Origin of the sequence: Paraburkholderia franconis (genome assembly GCF_009362735.1) — a bacterium.
Taxonomy (GTDB): Bacteria; Pseudomonadota; Gammaproteobacteria; order Burkholderiales; family Burkholderiaceae; genus Paraburkholderia; species Paraburkholderia franconis.
Window position 1 is genome coordinate 1 of the sequence record NZ_WHNP01000008.1, and the last position, 21,132, is coordinate 21,132.

Annotated in this window: 15 protein-coding genes and 2 pseudogenes; 10 read left to right on the plus strand and 7 right to left on the minus strand. The window is 54.8% G+C overall.

The window, feature by feature from the left end; genetic code table 11:
- Nucleotides 1-251 (plus strand): annotated as a pseudogene (locus GCT13_RS10810) (IS256 family transposase); the annotation flags it as partial.
- A gap of 807 nt (nucleotides 252-1,058) precedes the next feature.
- Here GCT13_RS10810 and GCT13_RS49130 read toward each other — a convergent pair.
- Nucleotides 1,059-1,277, minus strand: a complete 219-nt coding sequence (locus GCT13_RS49130; RefSeq protein WP_227746782.1) for a hypothetical protein — start codon at nucleotides 1,275-1,277, stop codon at nucleotides 1,059-1,061.
- A gap of 10 nt (nucleotides 1,278-1,287) precedes the next feature.
- Here GCT13_RS49130 and GCT13_RS10815 point away from each other — a divergent pair, with 10 nt between their 5' ends.
- Nucleotides 1,288-2,199 carry a hypothetical protein gene (locus GCT13_RS10815; RefSeq protein ID WP_227746783.1) on the plus strand — a complete coding sequence of 304 codons (912 nt, stop codon included), beginning with the start codon at nucleotides 1,288-1,290 and terminating at the stop codon, nucleotides 2,197-2,199.
- Between the two features lie 406 nt (nucleotides 2,200-2,605).
- Complete coding sequence (locus GCT13_RS10820; RefSeq protein WP_152757737.1) at nucleotides 2,606-3,679, plus strand: EpsG family protein; 1,074 nt, start codon at nucleotides 2,606-2,608, stop codon at nucleotides 3,677-3,679.
- A 4-nt stretch (nucleotides 3,680-3,683) separates the two neighbouring features.
- Here GCT13_RS10820 and GCT13_RS10825 read toward each other — a convergent pair whose 3' ends face one another.
- From GCT13_RS10825 to GCT13_RS10850, 6 genes and pseudogenes are all read right to left on the minus strand, one after another.
- A complete protein-coding gene (locus GCT13_RS10825) occupies nucleotides 3,684-5,078 on the minus strand; it encodes a glucosamine inositolphosphorylceramide transferase family protein (RefSeq protein ID WP_193727631.1) in 1,395 nt (464 codons plus the stop codon).
- Between the two features lie 115 nt (nucleotides 5,079-5,193).
- On the minus strand, nucleotides 5,194-5,883 hold the full coding sequence (locus GCT13_RS10830; RefSeq protein WP_152757739.1) for a FadR/GntR family transcriptional regulator: 690 nt from the start codon (nucleotides 5,881-5,883) through the stop codon (nucleotides 5,194-5,196).
- A gap of 268 nt (nucleotides 5,884-6,151) precedes the next feature.
- Nucleotides 6,152-7,087: pseudogene (locus GCT13_RS10835) on the minus strand (transposase); the annotation flags it as partial.
- A 30-nt stretch (nucleotides 7,088-7,117) separates the two neighbouring features.
- The gene (gene asnB, locus GCT13_RS10840) at nucleotides 7,118-9,163 is read right to left on the minus strand and encodes an asparagine synthase (glutamine-hydrolyzing) (RefSeq protein WP_152757742.1); all 2,046 of its coding nucleotides are present in this window, start codon (nucleotides 9,161-9,163) and stop codon (nucleotides 7,118-7,120) included.
- Entirely contained in the window at nucleotides 9,139-10,332 is a 1,194-nt protein-coding gene (locus GCT13_RS10845; RefSeq protein ID WP_152757744.1) for a glycosyltransferase, read from the minus strand. The genes asnB and GCT13_RS10845 overlap by 25 nt, the downstream gene beginning before the upstream one ends.
- Before the next feature lie 63 nt (nucleotides 10,333-10,395).
- Nucleotides 10,396-11,529 (minus strand): MraY family glycosyltransferase, encoded by a 1,134-nt coding sequence (locus GCT13_RS10850; protein ID WP_152757746.1) that lies wholly within the window; start codon nucleotides 11,527-11,529, stop codon nucleotides 10,396-10,398.
- A gap of 695 nt (nucleotides 11,530-12,224) precedes the next feature.
- Between GCT13_RS10850 and GCT13_RS10855 the strand changes: the two genes are divergently transcribed.
- The 7 genes from GCT13_RS10855 to GCT13_RS10885 all read left to right on the plus strand — a co-directional run bounded on the left by GCT13_RS10855 (nucleotide 12,225) and on the right by GCT13_RS10885 (nucleotide 21,127).
- Complete coding sequence (locus GCT13_RS10855; protein ID WP_152757748.1) at nucleotides 12,225-14,486, plus strand: polysaccharide biosynthesis tyrosine autokinase; 2,262 nt, start codon at nucleotides 12,225-12,227, stop codon at nucleotides 14,484-14,486.
- 47 nt (nucleotides 14,487-14,533) lie between these two features.
- A complete protein-coding gene (tviB, locus tag GCT13_RS10860) occupies nucleotides 14,534-15,811 on the plus strand; it encodes a Vi polysaccharide biosynthesis UDP-N-acetylglucosamine C-6 dehydrogenase TviB (protein WP_152757751.1) in 1,278 nt (425 codons plus the stop codon).
- A gap of 92 nt (nucleotides 15,812-15,903) precedes the next feature.
- Nucleotides 15,904-17,019 carry an SDR family oxidoreductase gene (locus tag GCT13_RS10865; protein WP_152757753.1) on the plus strand — a complete coding sequence of 372 codons (1,116 nt, stop codon included), beginning with the start codon at nucleotides 15,904-15,906 and terminating at the stop codon, nucleotides 17,017-17,019.
- A 6-nt stretch (nucleotides 17,020-17,025) separates the two neighbouring features.
- Nucleotides 17,026-18,396 carry a murein biosynthesis integral membrane protein MurJ gene (gene murJ / locus GCT13_RS10870; RefSeq protein WP_152757755.1) on the plus strand — a complete coding sequence of 457 codons (1,371 nt, stop codon included), beginning with the start codon at nucleotides 17,026-17,028 and terminating at the stop codon, nucleotides 18,394-18,396.
- A complete protein-coding gene (locus GCT13_RS10875; protein ID WP_152757757.1) occupies nucleotides 18,393-19,505 on the plus strand; it encodes a glycosyltransferase family 4 protein in 1,113 nt (370 codons plus the stop codon). Before murJ ends, GCT13_RS10875 begins: the two co-directional genes overlap by 4 nt.
- 96 nt (nucleotides 19,506-19,601) lie before the next feature.
- Entirely contained in the window at nucleotides 19,602-19,946 is a 345-nt protein-coding gene (locus GCT13_RS10880) for a hypothetical protein (RefSeq protein ID WP_152757759.1), read from the plus strand.
- 35 nt (nucleotides 19,947-19,981) lie between these two features.
- The gene (locus GCT13_RS10885; protein WP_152757762.1) at nucleotides 19,982-21,127 is read left to right on the plus strand and encodes a glycosyltransferase family 4 protein; all 1,146 of its coding nucleotides are present in this window, start codon (nucleotides 19,982-19,984) and stop codon (nucleotides 21,125-21,127) included.
- Nucleotides 21,128-21,132 lie beyond the last annotated feature (5 nt).

The following is a 21,132-nucleotide window of genomic DNA, read 5'->3' on the forward strand; positions in this document are numbered from 1 at the left end:
AGCATCTGCGCACGACGAACGCGATTGAATCGACGTTCGCGACGGTGCGCCACCGTACGACGCGCACGCGTAACTGCGTATCGCGACCAACCTTCCTCGGACTGGCATTCAAGCTGATCGAGGAAGCCGAGAAAACCTGGCGTCGTATCAACGGCCCAGAAAAGATCAAGCTGTTGCTCGAGGGCGTTGCCTTCAAGGACGGCGAACCGGTGCAAGACGATCGGCCGGTTCAGCAGAAACTCGCCGCTTGAAATCGATCGCCGTCAAATTGTTCATACACCACTCTTGACACTAGCTCGAGATGCGGTCTCCCCAACAATTGACAGTTTAGGGTGCGGTCAGCATCACGACCGAGCTTCCGCCGATCGAGATCCCATCCCCAACCGTATGGCAGACCGGTTGCTCGATGCGGAGTTCAACTCTTTGCTCCCTCGAACTTACGCTTTCTACTGAGCCTAAGGGGTTGAAGACGAGGCCGGTTCGCGCTGCGCCGCAACCTGATAGGGCGACCGTGCGCCCCATAAACTCGCGTGCAAGCGAATTGGGGTTTGCCAATTATTCATCTGTTGATAAGAGGATATAAAGATATTATATTAATATGATATTATCAAAATAAAAATACCGTGAAATGTTCGGATCGTCAAAACATTTCTCGAATAGTTACAATCCTGATAATTCCGTAGGTAGGAACCCCCGATAATTTAAGGTATTATTAAAATACGAATCGCAAGCAGGTAAGTTCTACCGCAAAACCTCCGCTCGCCGCTCATCGTCGCGACTGTCGTCTATCGAGCAAGTGGACCAGCGCTTCGCTCTGTTGGCTTCATGCAGTGCCTCAATAAGGGTCCTCAAAATGAGGATTCCTAATCAGATTGACTCTTATTTTTGCATTGCACCCGGAATTATTCGATTGACGTAATGAGGGTGCGATGCAATTTACCTTAAATCCTTGCATGCCGTAGTCCCTTTTTCCCTGATTACGCGTTCATCCGAGGGGCGACGGTTGCACAACATCGACAAAATTTAATGATTATTAAACACATAAATACTAATGAGCCTCAAGAAATGCCAAGCGCGCTTCGGCGCAAACTAATGACGTCTCTTGTACTTGGCGCTGGATCGCTTGCGCTCGCGGCATGTGGTGGTGGCGGTAACGACTCGTCGAGCGTCGCCTCAGCTAATTCCCTGAAGCAGCGGAAACCGAGCTCGACTTCAACGACTTCAACGACGACTTCAACGACGACTTCAACGCCGACTTCACCAACTTCTTCGGACACAACAACCGTCGTGACCGATACATCCTTCGGCGTGAAAGGTGACGGCGTAACGAACGATCGGCTGGCCTTGCAGAAAGCGATCGACGGTTCAGTCGGGCAGATCCTCTTGATCACTGGACAGAGCAGGATCGATGCGGCAGGGCTGGACCTGCGAACAAATAGTCATGTTCGTTTTGCATCAGGCGCCTCGATCAAATTGCTGCCCTATAGCACTAGCAGCTACCAAATAATGAGGATCTGGGATGTTAATAACGTGACCCTCGAAAGCCCCTACCTGGATGGCAGCAAGGAATTGAGTTCTGCTACGTCAGGGGAGTGGGGAATGGGGATCTCAATCTGTGCGGGGACCAACATTTCTGTTACGTCCCCGACTACGATCAATTGCTGGGGTGATGGGATCTACATCGCTAATAGTGTCACGGGGTCGAATGTTCCGAGTCAGAACGTTACGGTCAACGATCACCACGCTGATGGCTGCCGACGTCAAGGCGTTTCAATCACCAGTGGCAGCGGCATAACCTTCAACAACCCGCTTTGGGAAAACATAGCTGGGACCAACCCTCAATTTGGATTAGATATCGAGCCGGATAATAACAGCGCCGTTTTGGAAAACATCAACATCGTCAACCCGACAACCAAACTTTGTAAGGGTGGGGGAATTCTGGTTTATCTTGGAGCCTTCCCAGGTCCTGTCGCCAAGAACGTAAGCATCAATATTTCCGGCCATCAGAATGTTGGCACATGGAGCGGCGCTTGCGCATTCGCCACCGAAGAACTGAGATTAAACGGCTACCAGGTTACTGGCACGATTCAAAGTCAGAATCCAGTATGGGACACCCCACTGAGTGCTGCATTTGTAAAGCTTGACTGGGACAACGGGGGCACCGCAGTTTCGGTGAGTAATCCGCAAACTCCGGCTTAAGTGAGGCCCTGTTCGACCGGCTATCTGAACGATTTAACCGGTTGGGTCGCGCTGGCGGGGCTCCGACGCCCCGCCAGCATGCCAACTTCGCCCTCAGTGCTCAGCGGCGATCAGGGGAGCGTTGAATCGCGAGTCGCTGCGGTTCTGGCTGGCGACTTCTGTGCATATTGCAGCGGTCACCGGGACTTCAAAAAATTGTTTAGTAAACGGGGGCTTCCGGCCGACTAAAATTTCCGAATTTCCCTTCGTCAGTACTGTTTATAATTAGTGTGGCCAAAATCCGATCAGCTTGTTGCTGAATGTTTTCCTAATGGTCTGATCAGTCGGCGTAAACGATGCCTGATAACCGGCCAAGGTGAAAAGGCGGGAACCGGTCAGGAAGAGCACACTTACCAAAGGTCCGCGCATGAGAACTGCCGTATCCAGGATGTCTGGCGAGACGTCTGCAGGACGGGTGGTCTATATCAGGCGATACTGGCTAACACCAACAGCCTGGATCTTCGCGTTGTTGGCGGCGACAATGCTTCTCATTCTTTGGTACTCCGACAGGACGTCAACGCTCTCCGATCAGGATAATTACCTCGAATACTTCCGACAAACCAACTGGGACTGGTTGGTCACATCGTTTCATCGGCGAAGTTCTATCATTGACTTTGCCGTGGATCTGTTCACGGATGAGTTTGGCTGGCGCGCGTGGATCATTTTCATCAATGGCTTCGGCCTTTCTGCGGAGCTTGGTGTTCGGATCACCGTTGTAGTGTCGAATGCCTTGCTGGTCTATTCGTTCTCCAGGCTGCGCAGACCACTGCTCGGCCTTATATTGTGGCTCATCATCCCTGTTGCATTTGCAACATTGGTGTTTCAGATCCGACAGGGCTTTGCGTTTTCCGTCTTTGTATTTCTCGCAGTCATGTTGCGTCGTCCACTCTTGGGCGCACTCATCGCAAGTTCGGTTCATACAACCTTCGCAGTACCCGCGATTATCCTCATTGCAGTGCGACTGTTCGAAGACCGCCAAATGGTCGCGCTGTTCGCTGGTAGTATGGCAGGTGTCGTCGTCGCCGCGGCTGGGCAGACATTGTTCCGTCACTTCGGCAGCTATCGTATCGATGTCTACGCAGGGTACCAGGATAACTTCAGCATCCGGCTTTTAGGGCTGGTCACTATTTATGTACTTGCTCCGGTGATGGTGCTTTGCTCCCAGCCGCGGCAAAAAAATAACCCGCTCGACGTCGCGATAGAAAATATGTCGATCATGACTATTGGTCTGATCGTCTATCTCGCGGTTGCCTATTTTGTGTTTCCGTTCGGTAAAGACCGGGTCTGGTACTACGTTCCCTTGATGCTGTGTATTCTTGTGCCTCAGATAAAATTCCGTAACGCGGCCATGATCTGGATGACTGCAGGCGTGTTGGGACTCGTCGCAACGGACGCGATCAAGAACTATTTTGAGGGCACGTATGCCTATTTCCTGGGATAGCGCTTCATTTCCCGGGCAAATCTCGCATTGCATTGATTTTTCTATCTGGCCGGGCAGCCGCACGTGGGCCTCTCCATTTCACAAGATTGGTCTTCATGTCGATCGCTGACATTTCTGCCGCCGAGTTCCACGTATGCAGTCCATGGTGTCCCCTGAACGGGTGCCGGATCGACACCAACCGCTCCGAATATGAGCTTGATGAAAGCTCTGTAATTTCATAGAAGCGCAGTGCTCCGCCGTACTCCCTTTCACAATCCTGTGCGGGGCGAATCAGGCGCTGCTGAGCGTCCCTGAAAATACTGCCGCCCATTCGTCCGCGTCGGCAGTCAGAGACAATCGGGTTCAAGCGGTGAGGTGTCCATTTTCCGAAGGGCGTTGTGGCATTAAAAAGCGAAAGCTCATCCCAGTTTGGGCTGCTCTTGTCTCCAATGCTGGTGAATAACCACCACAACTCGCCATCGTGATAAAGCGTCGTATCGGCGGCGATAACGTCACTCATTAATACTGTATCGAACGCCCACAAAGTCGGAAATTCTATCGCGCGATACAGCTCGATCGTCCCGTTTTCTGACGTTTCCGGGATCATAAAGACGTGATTTTCATAGGTGAACAGGAACGGGTATGAGAGGTGGTAGGGGCGTTCGAGTACGACAGTACGTATCGACGAGGGCGTTCGTGTTGTCTTGTCAAACGCGACGTGGCTGATGACGCCCCTGTTAGTGCTGTACGGCATCTCCTCGAAGAACAGATGAAGGTTGCCGTCGGTGTGTACCCACGGGAACGGGTCAGCAAAAAACCGGTCCTTTGGACAGTTCAGCGTGGACCATTCCGCGAAACGCGATGAATCGCTATCGGGCGATGGTACGGGGTGCACCTCCTTGGACGAATGGCGATACGCAATCATCCAGTGTCCATTCCTGAGGAACAGTTTCGAAGGTTGATTGACGATCTTCTGGATAACATGCCGGATGGCAAAAGCAAGTATGGCGGTATTGAGCCTGGTTTTCTCAGATATGTGCCCACTCGTCGTTGGTTCAGCAACTTCCGGTACCTCGACGTGTAGACGTTGACGCGACCTGGCGAGCAGCGACGTACGACGCTGAAGACATATGCGCAAGGAGGTGCAAAAAAACAGCTTATCGGGTATCGCAACGTAGGACTCCGCTAGCAATTGCTTCTTACCCGTTTGCGTTTCCCGGGAGAAAACCTGAATGTGAGGTGTCTTCCGCCTGAGAAGGCTTCTCCACAAATACCGGATATCCGGCATTCCATCGTACAGAACCTGAAAGTCTGAATCCATTGGGTGCTCGACCAGTGGATCGACTTCTGGTGCACGGTAAAGTATCCGTTCGACTTTTACCCACAATTTAAGTAGTAACGGGAATTCCCTGCCATTCATTGTAAAGTACCTGTTTAGCAAGAGCAGCCGTTCTTTCTCGTCGGCGCACGCCTTTCTGTATTCGACGTACCGGACGCCCTGTCGATAGATTGTGGAATCGCAAGGCGAACTGAAATTACCGTGCAATCCCTTCTGCGATATCTGTCAGCAGGAGCGTCATAAGGGATTTCGCTTCATCGCCCGCGTGTGCATCGATTGCCGTCACGATCTTGCCGTAGTAATCGATCACCATGTCAACCGCGTTGTTCGTGATATAGGCGTCAGGCGCCATCGCCCGAAAACCGGCACGAATGATGGCGCCCATTTCCAGGATAAACTGATCTGCACTTGCTTCGAGAATCGACATGTGCAGAATTTCGCCCGCCGTTTGAACCGCATCGCCTTTTGAAGACGCATCAAGGAGATGATGGTACGCGGCGTCGATCACGCAACGTTCGTATTCGGTGGCTCGTATGGCGGCAAGCCACGCTGCGCGGGGATCGACCAGTTTGCGCAATTCGATCAGGCCATCTAGAAATTCCCGATCCGGTGCTGCGCGAAGTCGCCATTCGACGATTTCTGGATCAATGATCAACCAGTCTTTCGCGGGCGTGATCTGTGTTCCTCTCTTGGGCCTGACATCAAGCATCCGGCGCGAAATTAACACGCTCAGCGCTTCTCGCATCACGGTGCGGCTTACCCCATGCTTCTTCGACAGTTCGGTTTGTGGAGGAAGCAGATTGCCGTTATAGGTCCCGTCGACGATGCTTCCCACCAGTTCGTTCACCACTCGCTTCACAAGCGAGGATTCGTGCGTGTGATTCATAGTATTTCTCACGAAGAATTGCAGCCTTTACGGCCTCGGCGACCACCAGTTTCAAGCACCCTACAAGGCTATCTCTTCGTGTGGCTACTAACAATCCTGTCTCGGGAAAACCCCCGTCGTCGTGTGCGCTAGCGCACACACAATGAGACGGCTTCGCACCGCATGGAGCTGACCCTGTAACGCCAAGATACCCGGACACCGGTTAATGATGATGCCACGATGCGTCGAAACTCCCGAAGTGAGGGGCATTTCAACGCTTATGCGCGTGGCGTTCATTGGTGTTTAGCAGCTCCAGCCCAAGCTCGCGAGCAAAGCTACGCGTGCGATGGTTGATATTGGCAGAGCGATTGTCCGACAGCCATTCGATGGGCGCGCTGGCCTGCGTTGTTCCAAATCGTTGCTCGAAAGCATTCAGGCTGATGTCGCACGCAACGTCGCCGCTATGCCTACGCGTCGTCGCCGCCCAACTCAGGGCTTCCCGGTCGTGGAAGCCCAGTGCGTACGTCGCGCGCAGCGGCGAGCCATCGACACAACGGAATTCGAATCCGTCAGAACATCAACGAGTACTGCTGCGGTCAACTGCAATGCGGCCGTCATGCCGGCGGGTCTCGCGCCGCTGACCGGGGCGTCGCAGCAACAACTGATGGTCGCGGATAACGCGGTAGACACGCTTCGCGTTCACAGGCCGCGCGTCACTCAGTTCGCGATTGCGGCACAGCAGTACCCACACTGTCGGATAGCCATAGGTCGGCAGACCCGCTATCACGCCATGGATTTCAGCAACCAGCTCGACATCGTCTATACGTCGGCCAACGCGGCCGTCCTGCCAGTCCGACGCGTGTGCCCGTTTGACTGCCACAGCAGAGCGCGCCACGCCGAGAAGATCACAGAGCGTCTTCAATGGTCGTCCCACGGCACCACGAGCGAGCGCGCAATCAGGTTTGCACGTCCCCATTCGGCGGCTTCCCGAATTTCTCATTCTTCGTCGTATTCTTGCGAGGAGTCGTGGCAGTTCCTTGATTTCCTTCGTCGCGGCAACGAGCTGCGTAGCAGGTACAACGGCTTCACCAGCCTTCACTGCCGCCAGGCCGCCGCCTTCCTGGTACTGCTTGCGCCACGCGAATACCTGGTTCGCGTTCACGCCGCGCCGTCGCGCAACGCCCGACACTGTCTCTCGCGGTGCGGACGTCTCCTGCACGATTGCCGGACTTTTTCGGTATCGCGCTATGGAGATTCAATCGCTTTCCATTCTGTTCATCAGGTCTGCTTTATATAGGTATTCAAACTGTGGCGAGCTGCCTACGCCAGCACGATCCGACTCCGAGTTGCGAACCGTGTCCAACCACGCCTGAAACATCAAAACCGTCCACAGCTGATGCTGCCAGTTGTGTGTCCCCGCAAGATGCTGTTGCCACATGATTCCAACAGTCCGCGGATTGAGCAGGTTTTGACTCTCAATACGGGCCGGAGAGAGGAGATCTGCCGCCCAGTCACGCAATTCTCCTCGCAGCCAGTTTCCAATCGGCACGCTGAAACCATGCTTGGGTCGGTTGACGAGTTGCAGGGGGACGTAGCGGTGAAGTAGTTTTCGCAAAATCCGCTTTCCCTCGCCGTCACGGACTTTCATCGACAGAGGCAGGCGCCAGGAGAATTCGACAATGCGCCGGTCAAGAAAAGGAATGCGTGTCTCCAGACTGACACTCATGGCTGCACGATCGACCTTGGTCAGAATGTCGTCAGGCAGGTAGCGGACAGTATCGAGGTACATCATTTGCTCCGTTGCAGAAAGCCCAGGTGGGGACTTCAGCCGCGAGGCGAGAGCGAGCGATTGCACATTAGCCTGCAAGACGACATCTTCAGCTGTGTCGCATGTCGACGTGAGCCTTCGATAGAAAGCGTCGAAACTGACTGCGCCGATCACATCTGCAAGCTTGTGAAGTTTCTCCCCGATGTTCGTGTACTGCCGGTTCGCGGGTAAAAATCTGATAAAAGGCGCAATTGCGCGGTCCAATGTTTCTCCGCGGACAGACTTGATAAGGCGTGCGGCCGACCGACGCGCAGGTGCTGGAAGATAGCCGAGGTTGTTCCAGAAACGTTGCGCAAGCACGTGCCGGTTATATCCGCCAAATACCTCGTCGCCCCCATCCCCGGACAAGCTCACCGTGACCGTGCGACGCGTCAATTGCGAAACGAGAAGCGTCGGAATTTGCGAGGAATCAGCAAACGGTTCGTCATAGATAGACGGGAGTTCCGGAACGACCTCCAGTGCCATCGATGGCGAAACATAGAGTTCCGTATGCTGGGTACCGAGATGTTGTGCTATGGCCTTTGCATCTCTGGCTTCGTTATGGCCCGCATCATCAAAGCCGATCGTAAACGTCTGAATGCGCTTCGTGGCTTGCGTTTGCATGAGCGCGACGACGGTCGACGAGTCTATGCCTCCTGAAAGAAACGCGCCAACCGATACGTCTGCCACCATCTGTTCACTGAGAACCGTGCGGACCAATGCGTCGAGCTCGTCTACTGCATCGTCCTCGCTGCCGCTAAAGCACTTCTCCATTCCGTTGGTCACGGCATCGGCGACGCTCCAGTAAGCTGCAGTGTGTGCGTTGGAGATGCCCGCGCGTATCGTAGCAATTGTCCCGGGAAGAAGTTTTTTGATATTCTTGTAGATCGTGTCCGGCGCGGGGACGCAGTTGTACCGGATGTACTGACGTAGCGCATCACGGTCGATCGGAACGTCCACGAAACCTGGATAGCATCGCAACGCCTTGAGTTCCGACCCGAATAGAAATACGTTGTCGACCCAACCATAGTAGAGAGGCTTTTCGCCAACGGGATCGCGCGCCAGCGTCAGTACCCGCCTGCTTCGGTCCCAGAGAGCGAAAGAGAACATACCGTAGAGCTTGCGCAAGGTCGGCTCGACGCCCCACGCTTCTATTGCGGCGAGAAGGACCTCCGTATCAGAGTGTCCCTTCCACACGGGCGGGTGCGCACTCCTGTCGAGTGTTTTACGAATCTGCTCGAAGTTGTAGATCTCGCCGTTATAGACGAGAGCGAATCGCCCACTCATGGAGATCATCGGTTGATGGCCCTGCGCCGACAGATCGATTATTGACAACCGGCGATGTCCGAGCGCTATCCCGGCATCGGCGTCCATCCAGTAGCCGAAGTCATCCGGCCCGCGGTGAGCAATGCTGTCGCACATTTTGCACAGCCATCGTTCGCTCGCCGTTGCGTTAAAAGACGTGGGGGTCAGGAAACCGGTGAATCCGCACATCGACAATCTCCTTGTTGGACTGCCGCATAGAGGCGTTGATAGTTTTGCCAGGTTGACTGAATAGAAAAATGTGTACGGATACGCTCACGCGCGGTTTGCCCACGCCGGCGACGGTCTTGCTCGGGCTCGACCAGTAGCGACAGCAGCGCGGCCGCAAGTGCGCTAGCATCTTCGGCGGGAACGATCAGCCCTGACTTGCCCACCAGTAACGCGGTGTCCCCCACGTCAGTCACCACACATGGAACGGCACAAGCCATCGCTTCGCCCACGACAGTCGGAAAGCCTTCGCTGCGCGACGAAAGACAGAAGACATCGAAACCGGGTAGCAGCAAATGGAGATTGTCTCTCGGACCCAGCAGATGGCACTTTTCGGTGATGCCAACGTCCGCCAGCAACCTACGCAAATCCGGGTTTTCCGCATCAAGTCCCTTTCCGACCATGATGTAATGACAGTCCGGCAAGCGTCGGCTGACCGATCCGATCGCCGCTACGAAGTTCGCGTAGTCCTTGGCGGGGTGGTACCGTCCCACGATACCGACGATCAATGCTTCTTGCTCGATACCCAGCAAGGCCCGCAGATCGCTTCTTGCGCTATCGCGGGGGCGGAAAAGATCAATATCGAAACCGTTGCGGACAACCTGCATACGACTCACACAATATCCGCCGTCAGCGTGGCTGGACCGCGCAGTCTCCGCACAGCAGACGATGACATCAGGAATCTTTGCGGACATCCACGCACAGCACGTAGCGACAAGCCGCTGCCTCAGTTCATTTCTGAAGGTAGGAAAAGACGTTTGATGGATCGCCCACACAAGGCGAAGACGCGGCGCGTTCGTGTCGCGCAGTTTCATGATGGCTTGTGCTACGCGAGCGGCCACGCCACCCAACAAGTCAGCGTGATACATCCATGTCTGGACGACGTCTGGCTGGATTTCGAGAATCCAGCGAATCATCCGTCCGATGAGATGCGGTTGTGGCGCACCGCGACTCATGCCGAGAATGCGGACCTCGACGCCGAGCGCGCGCATTCTGTCGCCCATCAGGTCGAGTGCCGAAAGGGAGACGACCACGTGCTGCGTGTCGCCACCGTGCGATTCGTTGATCAGTCTATATAGCAAGGTTTCGGCACCGCCAACACCCAGTCCAGAAATGATGTGCAGAATCTTCATTCGGGATGCCTGTTGTGACCCGAGTCGATGATTTGTGTCGCGAGCGCTTGACCCGCTAGTTGTTCAATGACGGGTTTGCTCGGTACCGCGCGGTGCATCCAGCGAACTATGCTTCAACGCCAGCAGCCAGCGCGGCGTCTTGAATCTGACAATGACGACGTAAAGCCAGACGTAGGCGATCATGAAAATCAACGTTGTGGCAGCCAGCACAAGCGGCATGTCCCAAAATATGGTCGCGGGAATGATACCGACGAGACTCAGTACCCAGAGATACATCGATGTTTGTGAATTTCTCCAGATGCGCTGCCGCAAGTTGTCTTCATCCAGCCCATGCTTGAGGATTCGCCGGTAGACCAGTGTGTGAAGATGAAGACCGTCAGGCGCGCCTGCCGACCTACCGCGCAGGATCCTTCGATAAATCGAAAAGAGGGTTTCGAATGTCGGATAGATGACTACCGCCGCTCCATACCATGCGGAAACTCCCGGATTATGTGCGACAAGAAGCACTAGCAACTGCGCCATGACGAAGCCGATCAGATAGGCTCCACCGTCGCCGAGAAAGATTGACGGCGTGGGAAAATTCCAAAGGATGAAACCGCCCACCGATCCGACCATTATCAGCGCCATGCTCATCACGAATGAGTCATTCACGCTATGTGCGACATAACCGATGGAGCCAAAGATCAGGATTGCGACGACCGATGCGAGGCCATTGAAACCATCAATCAGATTCAGCGCATTGGTCAACCCAGCCGTACCGAGTACCGTGAAACCGATTGCGATGGGTACGATGCGCAGCCACGAATCGACCGGCGGGATGTCAACGCGGGTAATAACCGCCTCTAGAAGCAGGCATGCAGCGAGAGCCGAAGCTAACGCACACAGCAATCGTACTCTGGCGCTCACGCGCTTGGTCATGTCCTCGATCACACCGCTCGCGAAGACGGGCATGGCACATAGTAGTACCAGCAACGAGTTTTTGAGGGAAACGGTTGACCACAGCGGCTCCGCAAGGACAACCACGAGGACGGCACAAGCGATGCCCGTGCCGCCGACGCGTGGAACGGGAACTGCATGATTCTTCTGTACGCCGCGCAGATCACGATCAAGAGAAATCGTCCCGTGGAAGCTTGAACTGCGGACAATCATAAAGATCACCAGAAACGAACAGACGAAGCCAACGGTAAGATTGAACATCGTTTTTCGCCTCCAACGCTTCCAGCCGTGAAATAGCCTCGTCGCGAGCGCAACACCGTCATGCGTGAGTGCGCGATTTGAAACAATCCCGCACATCATTAGTATGGCTTATCAATTAACCCCGGGTCTCGCGGGGGTCTGTTACATCAAACCGGGATACGAGGTATGTGGTAAATCTGACCGCTGGGACTATTTCCTTCTTAAGTATATTCGGGTACGGCTGGTACGTATGCTAGACCCAAAATCAAAAAATTCAAACGGCATCCATGATCTTTTAATTTGAATGACAATTAAGTAGAAAGCCTGACCTTGCGGCGCTGCAGAATTGATCTATTCTTCGTTCAGCGCGCGCTCTCGAATAGCGCCTGTCGTAATTGTTCTTTCAAACATCATAAAATATTAGTTAAAAGGAATCGATGGCGGTTAAAAGCTAGAAGCGGGCGAATAAAGTCGAACACAATGAATACCGTTCTCAATCCGGTATTCGGGTATTTTGTTGTGCATATCGAGAATAAAGTAACCTCATCGCAATTTCATAAATACGGGGTCAAAGAGAACAACGATGACCGGTGCAGTATAAGTTTGCGTCTTGCGCTGCGAATCTAAAAATTACCGCTTCGTGAGGGACCTATGTCTGTCTGCACACTGAAAGATCGCTGGTCGTTCGAAAGAAATAGTCCTCTCGGAAGCGGCTCATGAGTACCTTACGGGGGAAGGTGCGCGGTGATTCCGAGGAATTCATCGAAGTCAGCGTTCTGTCGGTGCTCAGATCGCTGAGGGCCCGTTGGATTACTGTTGCGCTCACGACTGCACTCTTTATCCTCGCGGCGTGCGTCTACGTCGTGCTCGCCACACCTGTGTATCGCGCACGGATTCTTGTTCAGTTGGAAGACACGGGCGACACCTCCCAGCCCTCGATGAAAGGCGTGATGGGTGAGATGTCGTCGATGTTTACCGTCAAACCAATAGCTGAGGGAGAAAGCCAGCTATTAGGTTCTACCTTTGTCTTATCGCGTGTGGTGGAAGTACTTTCACTCAATGTGAGTGCGGCGCCGCACTATTTTCCAGTGATCGGCCGGGTGATCGCACGCAACACCGAAGGCCATTCACGCCCCGGCATTTTCGGAAAGGGCGGATACGCGTGGGGAGACGAGTCGATCGATGTCACCCGCTTTGACGTTCCGCGTCGGTACGAAGGGCACACATATTCACTAATAGTGCTGCAGAACGGTCAGTTTCGATTGAGCGGAAACGGACTTGCCGATCCTGTTACGGGACATGTCGGAATTGAAAATATATTCTCGACCCCTTATGGACCGATTGTCTTGACCATAAAAAAAATAGTCGGGGAGGAAGGCGTATATTTCGACTTGGTCGATAGGTCCCGTCTGCAGACCGCGGATGCGCTTCGACATGATCTGCAGATTACAGAACAGGGCAATAAATCCGGCGTGCTTGCGGCAACGCTGGAGGGCGCGAATCCTGCATTATTGAGCGCGACGCTCAATGAGATCGCCAAACAGTACACCGAGCAGAACGCTGAGCGGAGGGCCGTCCATGCCGAATCGGCGCTTGAATTCCTGGAAAGCCAGTTGCCGGCGATGAAACGGCGAGTGGAGCAGGCGGAAGAAAAGTACACAACCTATCGGAACCGGCAATCAATCGTCGATGTGGATGAAGAGGGCAAGCTGCTGCTGAAGCAGTCGGCAGCTGCCGAAACCACGCTTCTCGAGCTGCAGCAGAAACGCCAGGAAATGGCAGCCCACTACACTCCAAATCACCCCGCGGTGAGTCTCGTCGACCGTCAAATGGAAGTGGTGCGCAAGGGTATCGCAGACCTGGATCAGAAGATAAGGAGTGTGCCCGAGCGCGAGCAGGGCACACTCGCCTTGATGCGGGAAGTGCGTGTAAGCACTAGCCTCTATGCGGGGATGCTGGAAAATATGGCGGAATTGCGCTTGCTGAAGTCTAGCAAGATGGGGTCAGTCAGGTTGGTCGACGAAGCACAGATTCCTGAAATTCCTGTTAAGCCAAAGAGGTCTGTAATCCTGCTCGGATCGGCGGTACTGGGGCTGTTTTTTGGTGCCGGGGCCGCGCTGTTGCGAAGCAAGCTGCACGACGGCGTTACAGATGTCAGATTGCTTGAACAGGACACCGGGTTCGCTGTGTGTGGAGTGGTACCGTTCAGCGCGCGTATGCGTGCACTGGCGCGGGAACAATGTCCGCAACCGCTTTTGGCAGCGCGCCATCCGCAGGACCCCGCTGTCGAAAGCCTGCGCATCCTTAGAACGAGACTCCTGGCCACGATGACAAGGGCAAGAAACAACGTGGTGCTGGTGACGGGACCTCTACCTGGCATCGGAAAATCATTCGTTTCTGCCAATCTTGCGGCGATTCTGGCGGCAGGAGGCCAGCGGGTACTTCTGGTGGACGGCGACATGCGCCGCGGACACCTGCACGATTACTTCGGTGTGAGCCCGTGTGGAGGGTTGTCGGAAATCCTTGAAGGATGTATGCCGGCAAGCGCGACAATACATCGCGGTGTGCAGAACAATCTCGACTTTCTGGCTGCCGGAGCACGTCCGTCGAATGCGCCCGAACTGCTCATGAGCAGCCTGTGGAAAGACATGATTGAAGCCATGAAGCTTCGCTACGACGTCATTCTTCTGGACGCACCCGCAGTACTTCCCGTATCCGATGCAGAAATCATGGCTGCTGATGCGGGATCTGTATTTGTTGTCGCACGCTTTGCCGAAACGCGGGCCGACGAGATGATCGAGTCTTTGCGCGCCTTGAGGCAAGCCAACGCTGCGGTAAAAGGCATTGTGCTCAACGGGATTATCTCCACCGGTCACTATCCCTATCGTCGTATATACGGGAGCTATATTTCTTACGGCTTTGAAGCTGGCAACCGGTCGTTGGGAGAAAATCAACGATCCAAGTCCGCAAAGATCTGATACGCACTGTCGCAATCATCGTCAACTATCAAATGAACAGGTGATTCATGCACGCGCCAAATGAAGTCAAGCTTGCGGTAATCGGACTTGGGTATGTAGGTTTGCCGTTGGCCGTTGCATTTGGCAAACAGAGACCGGTTGTCGGATTTGATCTCAAGAAGAGTCGCATTACGGCATTGCGAGAAGGTCGCGACGTTACGCTTGAACTGAGCGATGAAGAATTGGCCGAAGCCGCCTACCTCACATATAGTTTCAATCAGGCCGATCTGGTTGATCGTAACGTTTTTATCGTGACCGTGCCGACACCAATCGACCTCTACAAGAGGCCCGATCTGACGTTTCTGTTGAACGCAACAGGAACGGTCGGCGAGGTGCTCAAGAAGGGTGACATCGTTATCTACGAGTCGACAGTGTATCCCGGAGCGACCGAGGAGGAGTGCGTGCCCGTCCTCGAACAGAAATCGGGGCTCAAATTCAATACCGATTTTTTCGTAGGCTACAGCCCCGAGCGCATAAATCCAGGGGATAAAGCTCACCGCATTGCGGATATTCGAAAGGTGACCTCCGGATCGACGGGGGAAGCTGCAGAGTTCGTTGACTCACTTTATCGCGAGATCATAACGGCGGGTACGTTCAAAGCCGAGAGCATCCGTGTTGCCGAGGCGGCAAAGGTCATCGAAAACACCCAGCGAGACGTCAATATCGCGCTAATCAACGAGCTTTCCATTATCTTCAACAAGATGGGTATCGACACGGAGTCCGTTTTGAAGGCGGCTGGCACAAAGTGGAACTTCCTGCCATTCCAGCCTGGCCTTGTGGGCGGCCATTGCATTGGTGTCGATCCTTACTACCTGACACACAAAGCCCAAGGGATAGGCTACCACCCGGAAATCATTCTCGCTGGCCGTCGTTTAAACGATAGTATGGGTAGCTACGTCGTGGCGCAGCTGATCAAGGCATTGGCTCGACGTACGATACCTGTTGCCGATTCGCGTGTACTCATCATGGGCCTCACGTTTAAGGAAAATTGCCCCGACATTCGGAACTCACGCGTTGTAAGCGTGATTCAGGAGCTGAGGGAATATGGTGCTGTCGTGGATGTTTACGATCCGTGGGCATCCAAAGAAGAAGCGCGCAGCGAATACGGTTTGGACCCGATCGATGCGCCTGCGGCGCATGCATATGACGCGATCGTCCTCGCAGTTGCACATCACCAGTTTGTCAATCTCGGCGCGGACGCCTTGCACGCATTTGGGAAAACCGAGCACGTTCTCTATGATCTGAAACACGTCTTGCCTCTGGGTGCGAGCAATTTACGGCTCTAACACGTTGGCGGCACTCGCACCTTGCGCAAGTCGTTCTTTCGGGCGACGTCAATGAATCTTACGCGTCACACGGGGCAACGGGAGATAGGGCAATGGCGACACGCTACGAAGTGGTACGGTGCCAACTCGCGCAGGAACCCGCCTCCTGGCTTATCACCGGCGTTGCTGGATTTATTGGGTCAAATCTCCTGGAAGCGCTGCTCCTGCTCGATCAGTCGGTGGTTGGATTAGATAACTTTTCAACGGGATACCGACGAAACCTGGACGAGGTTCGTTCTTCAGTGTCGGAGAAGCAATGGAGCCGTTTCAGACTGATCGAAGGGGACATTAGAAATCTGGACGACTGTGCTGCAGCCGTTGTCGGTGTCGACCATGTACTTCATCAGGCTGCGCTAGGATCGGTTCCGCGTTCGGTGCACGATCCGCTCACGACCAATGACGTCAATAGCGGTGGATTCCTGAAAATGCTGACGGTAGCTAAGGATGCGCATGTCAAAAGCTTTACGTACGCAGCTTCCAGTTCCACGTATGGCACCAGCACGGAGCTTCCCAAGGTGGAAGCCTGCATAGGCGCACCGCTTTCACCATACGCCGTTACCAAGCTCGTGAACGAACTCTACGCGGACGTGTTCTCACGGGTATACGGCTTCGACGCAATCGGGCTGCGATACTTCAATGTGTTCGGCAGACGGCAGGATCCCCATGGCGCTTATGCGGCGGTGATTCCGCTTTGGACGGCTGCGCTCATTCAGGGCACCGATGTCTACATTAACGGCGACGGAGAGACGAGCCGTGACTTCTGCTTTGTCGACAATGCGGTGCAGGCCAACATTCTCGCCGCTACTTCCGACGCTTGCGCAAGAAACCAGGTCTATAACGTCGCGGTGGGCGATCGCACGACCTTGAACCAGCTTTTCGACGGATTGCAGAAGGCGCTTGCAGCTTGTGGATTCTACTCCGACCAGAAGCCTTGCTATCGTGAATTCCGCGTGGGAGACGTCAGACACTCGCTGGCGAGCATAGCGAAGGCAGAGCGTCTTTTAGGCTATAGCAATCCGATACGGCTTCCTGATGGCCTGCTGGAAGCCATGCGATGGTATATCGCGAGGCTTGTTGCCATGCCACCGTCGGACGGTGCACTGGGCAGCAAGTTTCACATCACCACACATAACCCCGACAACTCGACGCAGCCATTGGCTGGAAGGTGAGTGGCCATGCTGGCGGTCCGATTCAGTCGTTTGCGTAGCGCGCTGGCCAGTGTCCATGCCGACGACATACGGATTGCAAAGAGCGCCGCGCGCATCTCGATCTTTGTACTCGTCGCAAAATGCGCGGGCGCATTGAAAGAGATGGCGATCGCGTCACGTTACGGTATAAGTGACGTGGTGGATGCCTATCAACTGACGTTCACTTTGAGCACATTTTTACCGACCATTCTGGTCACGAGCACGAGTGGCGTTCTGATACCGGCTCTGGTCAATCTTCGTACTCGTACAACGGCGGAGCAGCGCACTTTGCTCGGGGAACTCGAAGTCGCCGGCGTCGTGGCGGGGGTGCTTCTCACACTTTTAGTGTGGGTGCTTTGGGATTCCCTCCTGCGGCTGATAGCAGGCAGTCTGCCGGAACAAACACGTCAACTGTCACGCGAACTCATGTTTGCAATGGCACCGGTCGGCATCCTTATTATCACGATAGCCGTGTCGGCAGCACGGCTTCAGGCGCGCCAGCGGCACGTGAATACATTGCTGGAATGCGTGCCGGCCGTGACGTTGCTGCTCTTTCTTCTGCTCACGCCGGACGCAAGTTCAGTGGCACCGCTGATGTGGGGCACGACGCTCGGGTTCCTGTTGCAGGCAGCGTTGCTCCGGTTTCTCGCTATCGGAACCGATGAGGTTCGCACGTCTCTGAGCCTTAGTTCACATTCGCCCCAGTGGCCGCAACTGTGTCGCTCTATGGGCCTCTCTCTGATTGGCGGCGTCGTGGTGGGATTCGTCACGCCGCTCGATCAGTTCTTTCTGGGTCATTTGGGTGGGGGCGCGATTGCGACTTTTGGATATGCGAACCGGGTTCTCGCACTTATCCTTACCATGGGCGCATTGGCGATTAGTCGTGCTACCTTGCCTATCCTGTCGGAAATACTAAGCACCGGTGATCTCGCTCGCGCTCGTAATACCGCTTTCAAATGGTCTTTCATCATGCTTGGTATAGGTGCGATCGGTGGGATCATTCCGTGGGTATTTGCGCAGCAGGCTATTGGCCTGTTATTCGAACGGGGTGCATTTACGGCGCAGAACACGATAGCTGTGGCCGAGCTTTTCCGCTGGGGGCTCGTGCAAGTGCCCTTCTATTTATCGGTTCTCGTTCTGCAGCAATTGTTTAACAGCGAGGGTCGCTTTTGGGAGATGACGCTAATCTGTGTCGTTGCCTTTTTCGTCAAAGCAGTCGCCAATGTCATCCTCGTGCGCTGGTTCGGAATGGTTGGCGTGATTCTGGCGACGGGCGTCATGCACGTGTGTTCATTGGCCTGCTATCTGATGGTGGCGTGGATGCGACCCGCTGTCAGGCCGCCTGCGAGGTCGACATGAAAATAGTGATGTTCATCTATTCCATGCAATGCGGAGGCGCCGAACGGGTGACCGCAAATCTTGCGAATGAATGGTCCGCCCATGGCTGGGAGGTAAGCGTGGTCAGCATCGCATCGGCCAAAGACGATTTCTACCCGCTCAACGCGGGTATTCGGCGGATATCACTCAATCTTTCGGGCGCGTCCCGCAGCTTTTCGACTAGCGTGACATCGAACCTTCAAAGATTGATGGCACTTCGCCGCCTGCTTCGCGAATTGTCACCGGATGTGGTGGTTGGAGTCATGACCACGGCGTCCGTGCTGGCAATTCTGGCGAGATTAGGCTTGCCGTGCCGGGTGATTGCAACCGAACATACGCATCCTCCTCGTCTGCCGCTGAATGTGCTATGGAGAAACCTGCGTCGCTGCACTTTTCGATTTTCCGACTGCGTGGTCGCATTGACGACCGATAGCAAGCGGTGGCTCGAAGAACATTGCAATTGCGCCAACGTCAAGGTTATTCCACCTCCGTTCACCTGGCCGATCGCGAGGACAGAGCCGGTTGTTCCGCCAGAAAGTGTGATTTCGGCGAAACGCAAAGTGCTATTGGCAGCCGGCCGCCTATCGAAGGAAAAAGGCTTTGATGTTCTCATTGCCGCATTTGCGTCGATCGCACGTCCGCTTTCGCAATGGGATCTGGTAATCGTAGGAGAGGGGAGCGATCGGTCCGCCCTCGAAAACCAGATCGAGTCACTTGGACTGGAAGGTCGCATTTTTCTGGCAGGCCGTGTCGGTAACGTCTCTGATTGGTATGAACGCGCTGACCTGTTTGTGCTCAGTTCCCGCTACGAAGGACTGCCCATGACGCTCGTGGAAGCAATGGCAAGCGGGTGCGCTGCGGTCAGCTACGACTGCGATACCGGTCCGCGCGACATCATCACGCACGGCGACAACGGTCTTCTGGTTCGATCGGTCGGCGATCCCGATGAACTTGCCGATGCACTGAATGCATTGATGAGCCGCGACCATGTGCGTGAGCAGATGGCCTCTCGCGCCACAGCTGTTGCTGAGACCTTCTCAGGAAGCAGGACGATGGCGTTGTGGCGCCAGATACTCGAAAAGACTGTCTAGAAGTTGCTGGCCGTAGCGGGTTGAAAGGTAAGTCAACCCATCGGGCGACTTGCCCGGTCGGACGATTCGACTCTTTATCAGTGGATGGAGAACGACATGCACGGTGCGGCGATTCTCTCAGGGAATGAAGCTCCGCAACTGTTGTCGGTTCGGGGCTTCCCAAAAGAATGGTGCGATCTTGCGTGTTCGTGGGCGGCCATTTTTCAACGCCCCGATTTCGTCGAATTGTGTATCAGAGCTACTACGCCAGTCATCTTTCACTGGTCGGGAGCAAAAAAGCGGGCGCAATTGTTTTTGCTGATCTCGCGAAATTCGTATGAAGGCCACGCGCTTTCGCGGCTGCGCTTGAAAGAACACAAGAAGGTTCCATCTCTGATCGCGGTCGACGTCACGGGCTCGACTTGTAGTCAACGCTCGTTCCGGTGCGCGTTGAAAGCATAACGTTGACCACTGTCCATTTTGCGACGAAAGCAATCATGAAGGTCCTTATGCTGGTCAATTCAATGGGTAACGGCGGCGCCGAGCGCGTGGCCGCGACGCTCGTCAATTCGTGGGCTCGGCGGGGGGATGCGGTTACACTTGTTGCGACGTTCACTGGTCATGGCGCTTGTGCCTATCCGGTGAGCGATAGGGTACGCTTCGTGTACCTTGCCGACCTGATCGTCCGAAGCGGCCGCGGACCCGTCGCCTACCTCGAGCGCTTTCGTGCCTTGCGTAGAGTGATTCGCTCGAGTGCACCGGACGTGATTGTCTCACTCCTTCCGAACGTCAACATTGCAGCGATCGTCTCGTCGCGCGGTCTTGGTATTCCCATCATTGCGTGCGAGCACAACAACCCGGTCGCCGAAGGTCGATCGTCGCTCTGGCGGTTGCTATGCGGCGCAGTCTATCCACTGGCGGACGTGGTAACGATGCTGACAGAGAGCGCCGTTGCGCCGTTCGCGGCGATGGTCAAGGCGAAGCGGTTCGCGGTCGTGCCTAACCCGCTGCCCGACGATTTACCGTTTCCCAGTGAGCCTCGTACTTGCGTATCCACCAGAAAGCGGCTGATGTCGGTCGGACGCCTTTGCCATCAGAAGCAATTTGATTTGCTGATTGCAGTCTTTTCGAGACTGGCCGATGAATTTCCAGATTGGGACCTTTGGATCTGGGGAGAAGGACCCGACCGGCAAAAGCTTGAAGCGCAGATTGCCGATTTGCGTCTTCGTGACCGGATTCTCCTACCGGGAACGACTCAGACGCTGTGGTTCGAAATGATGCACGCTCACGCGTTTGCACTCTCGTCGCGGCACGAGGGATTGCCCATGGCACTGATGGAGGGCATGGCACTCGGTCTTCCAGCGGTGGCATTCGACTGTCCAAGCGGCCCCAGAGAACTGATGCGCGACGGCCAGGACGGACTACTGGTGCCGATGGGAGATGTCGAGGCTTTCACCCGCGCCGTGCGTCATATGTTGTCAGATGAGGTGCTTCGAATCGAGATGGGACGGCGCGCGGAGCGGTCGATACGGGAGCGATACTCGTTGGAGACGATCCTCGCTCAATGGGATGAACTGTTTGCGCAAGTGGGCGTGCCGGGTGTCGGGAAGGTTCGGGCGGGTTCATCACTGGCGGGGCAGTAAAGGAA

Excerpts from the sequence above, each read along its gene's own strand:
- GCT13_RS10880 (WP_152757759.1), top strand. The coding sequence starts at position 19,602 with ATGCACGGTGCGGCGATTCTCTCAGGGAATGAAGCTCCGCAACTGTTG.
- GCT13_RS10865 (WP_152757753.1), top strand. The coding sequence starts at position 15,904 with ATGGCGACACGCTACGAAGTGGTACGGTGCCAACTCGCGCAGGAACCC.
- GCT13_RS10830 (WP_152757739.1), bottom strand. The coding sequence starts at position 5,883 with ATGAATCACACGCACGAATCCTCGCTTGTGAAGCGAGTGGTGAACGAA.
- GCT13_RS10845 (WP_152757744.1), bottom strand. The coding sequence starts at position 10,332 with ATGAAGATTCTGCACATCATTTCTGGACTGGGTGTTGGCGGTGCCGAA.
- GCT13_RS10885 (WP_152757762.1), top strand. The coding sequence starts at position 19,982 with ATGAAGGTCCTTATGCTGGTCAATTCAATGGGTAACGGCGGCGCCGAG.
- GCT13_RS10855 (WP_152757748.1), top strand. The coding sequence starts at position 12,225 with ATGAGTACCTTACGGGGGAAGGTGCGCGGTGATTCCGAGGAATTCATC.
- tviB (WP_152757751.1), top strand. The coding sequence starts at position 14,534 with ATGCACGCGCCAAATGAAGTCAAGCTTGCGGTAATCGGACTTGGGTAT.
- asnB (WP_152757742.1), bottom strand. The coding sequence starts at position 9,163 with ATGTGCGGATTCACCGGTTTCCTGACCCCCACGTCTTTTAACGCAACG.
- GCT13_RS10850 (WP_152757746.1), bottom strand. The coding sequence starts at position 11,529 with ATGTTCAATCTTACCGTTGGCTTCGTCTGTTCGTTTCTGGTGATCTTT.
- GCT13_RS10820 (WP_152757737.1), top strand. The coding sequence starts at position 2,606 with ATGAGAACTGCCGTATCCAGGATGTCTGGCGAGACGTCTGCAGGACGG.
- GCT13_RS10825 (WP_193727631.1), bottom strand. The coding sequence starts at position 5,078 with ATGAATGGCAGGGAATTCCCGTTACTACTTAAATTGTGGGTAAAAGTC.
- murJ (WP_152757755.1), top strand. The coding sequence starts at position 17,026 with ATGCTGGCGGTCCGATTCAGTCGTTTGCGTAGCGCGCTGGCCAGTGTC.
- GCT13_RS10875 (WP_152757757.1), top strand. The coding sequence starts at position 18,393 with ATGAAAATAGTGATGTTCATCTATTCCATGCAATGCGGAGGCGCCGAA.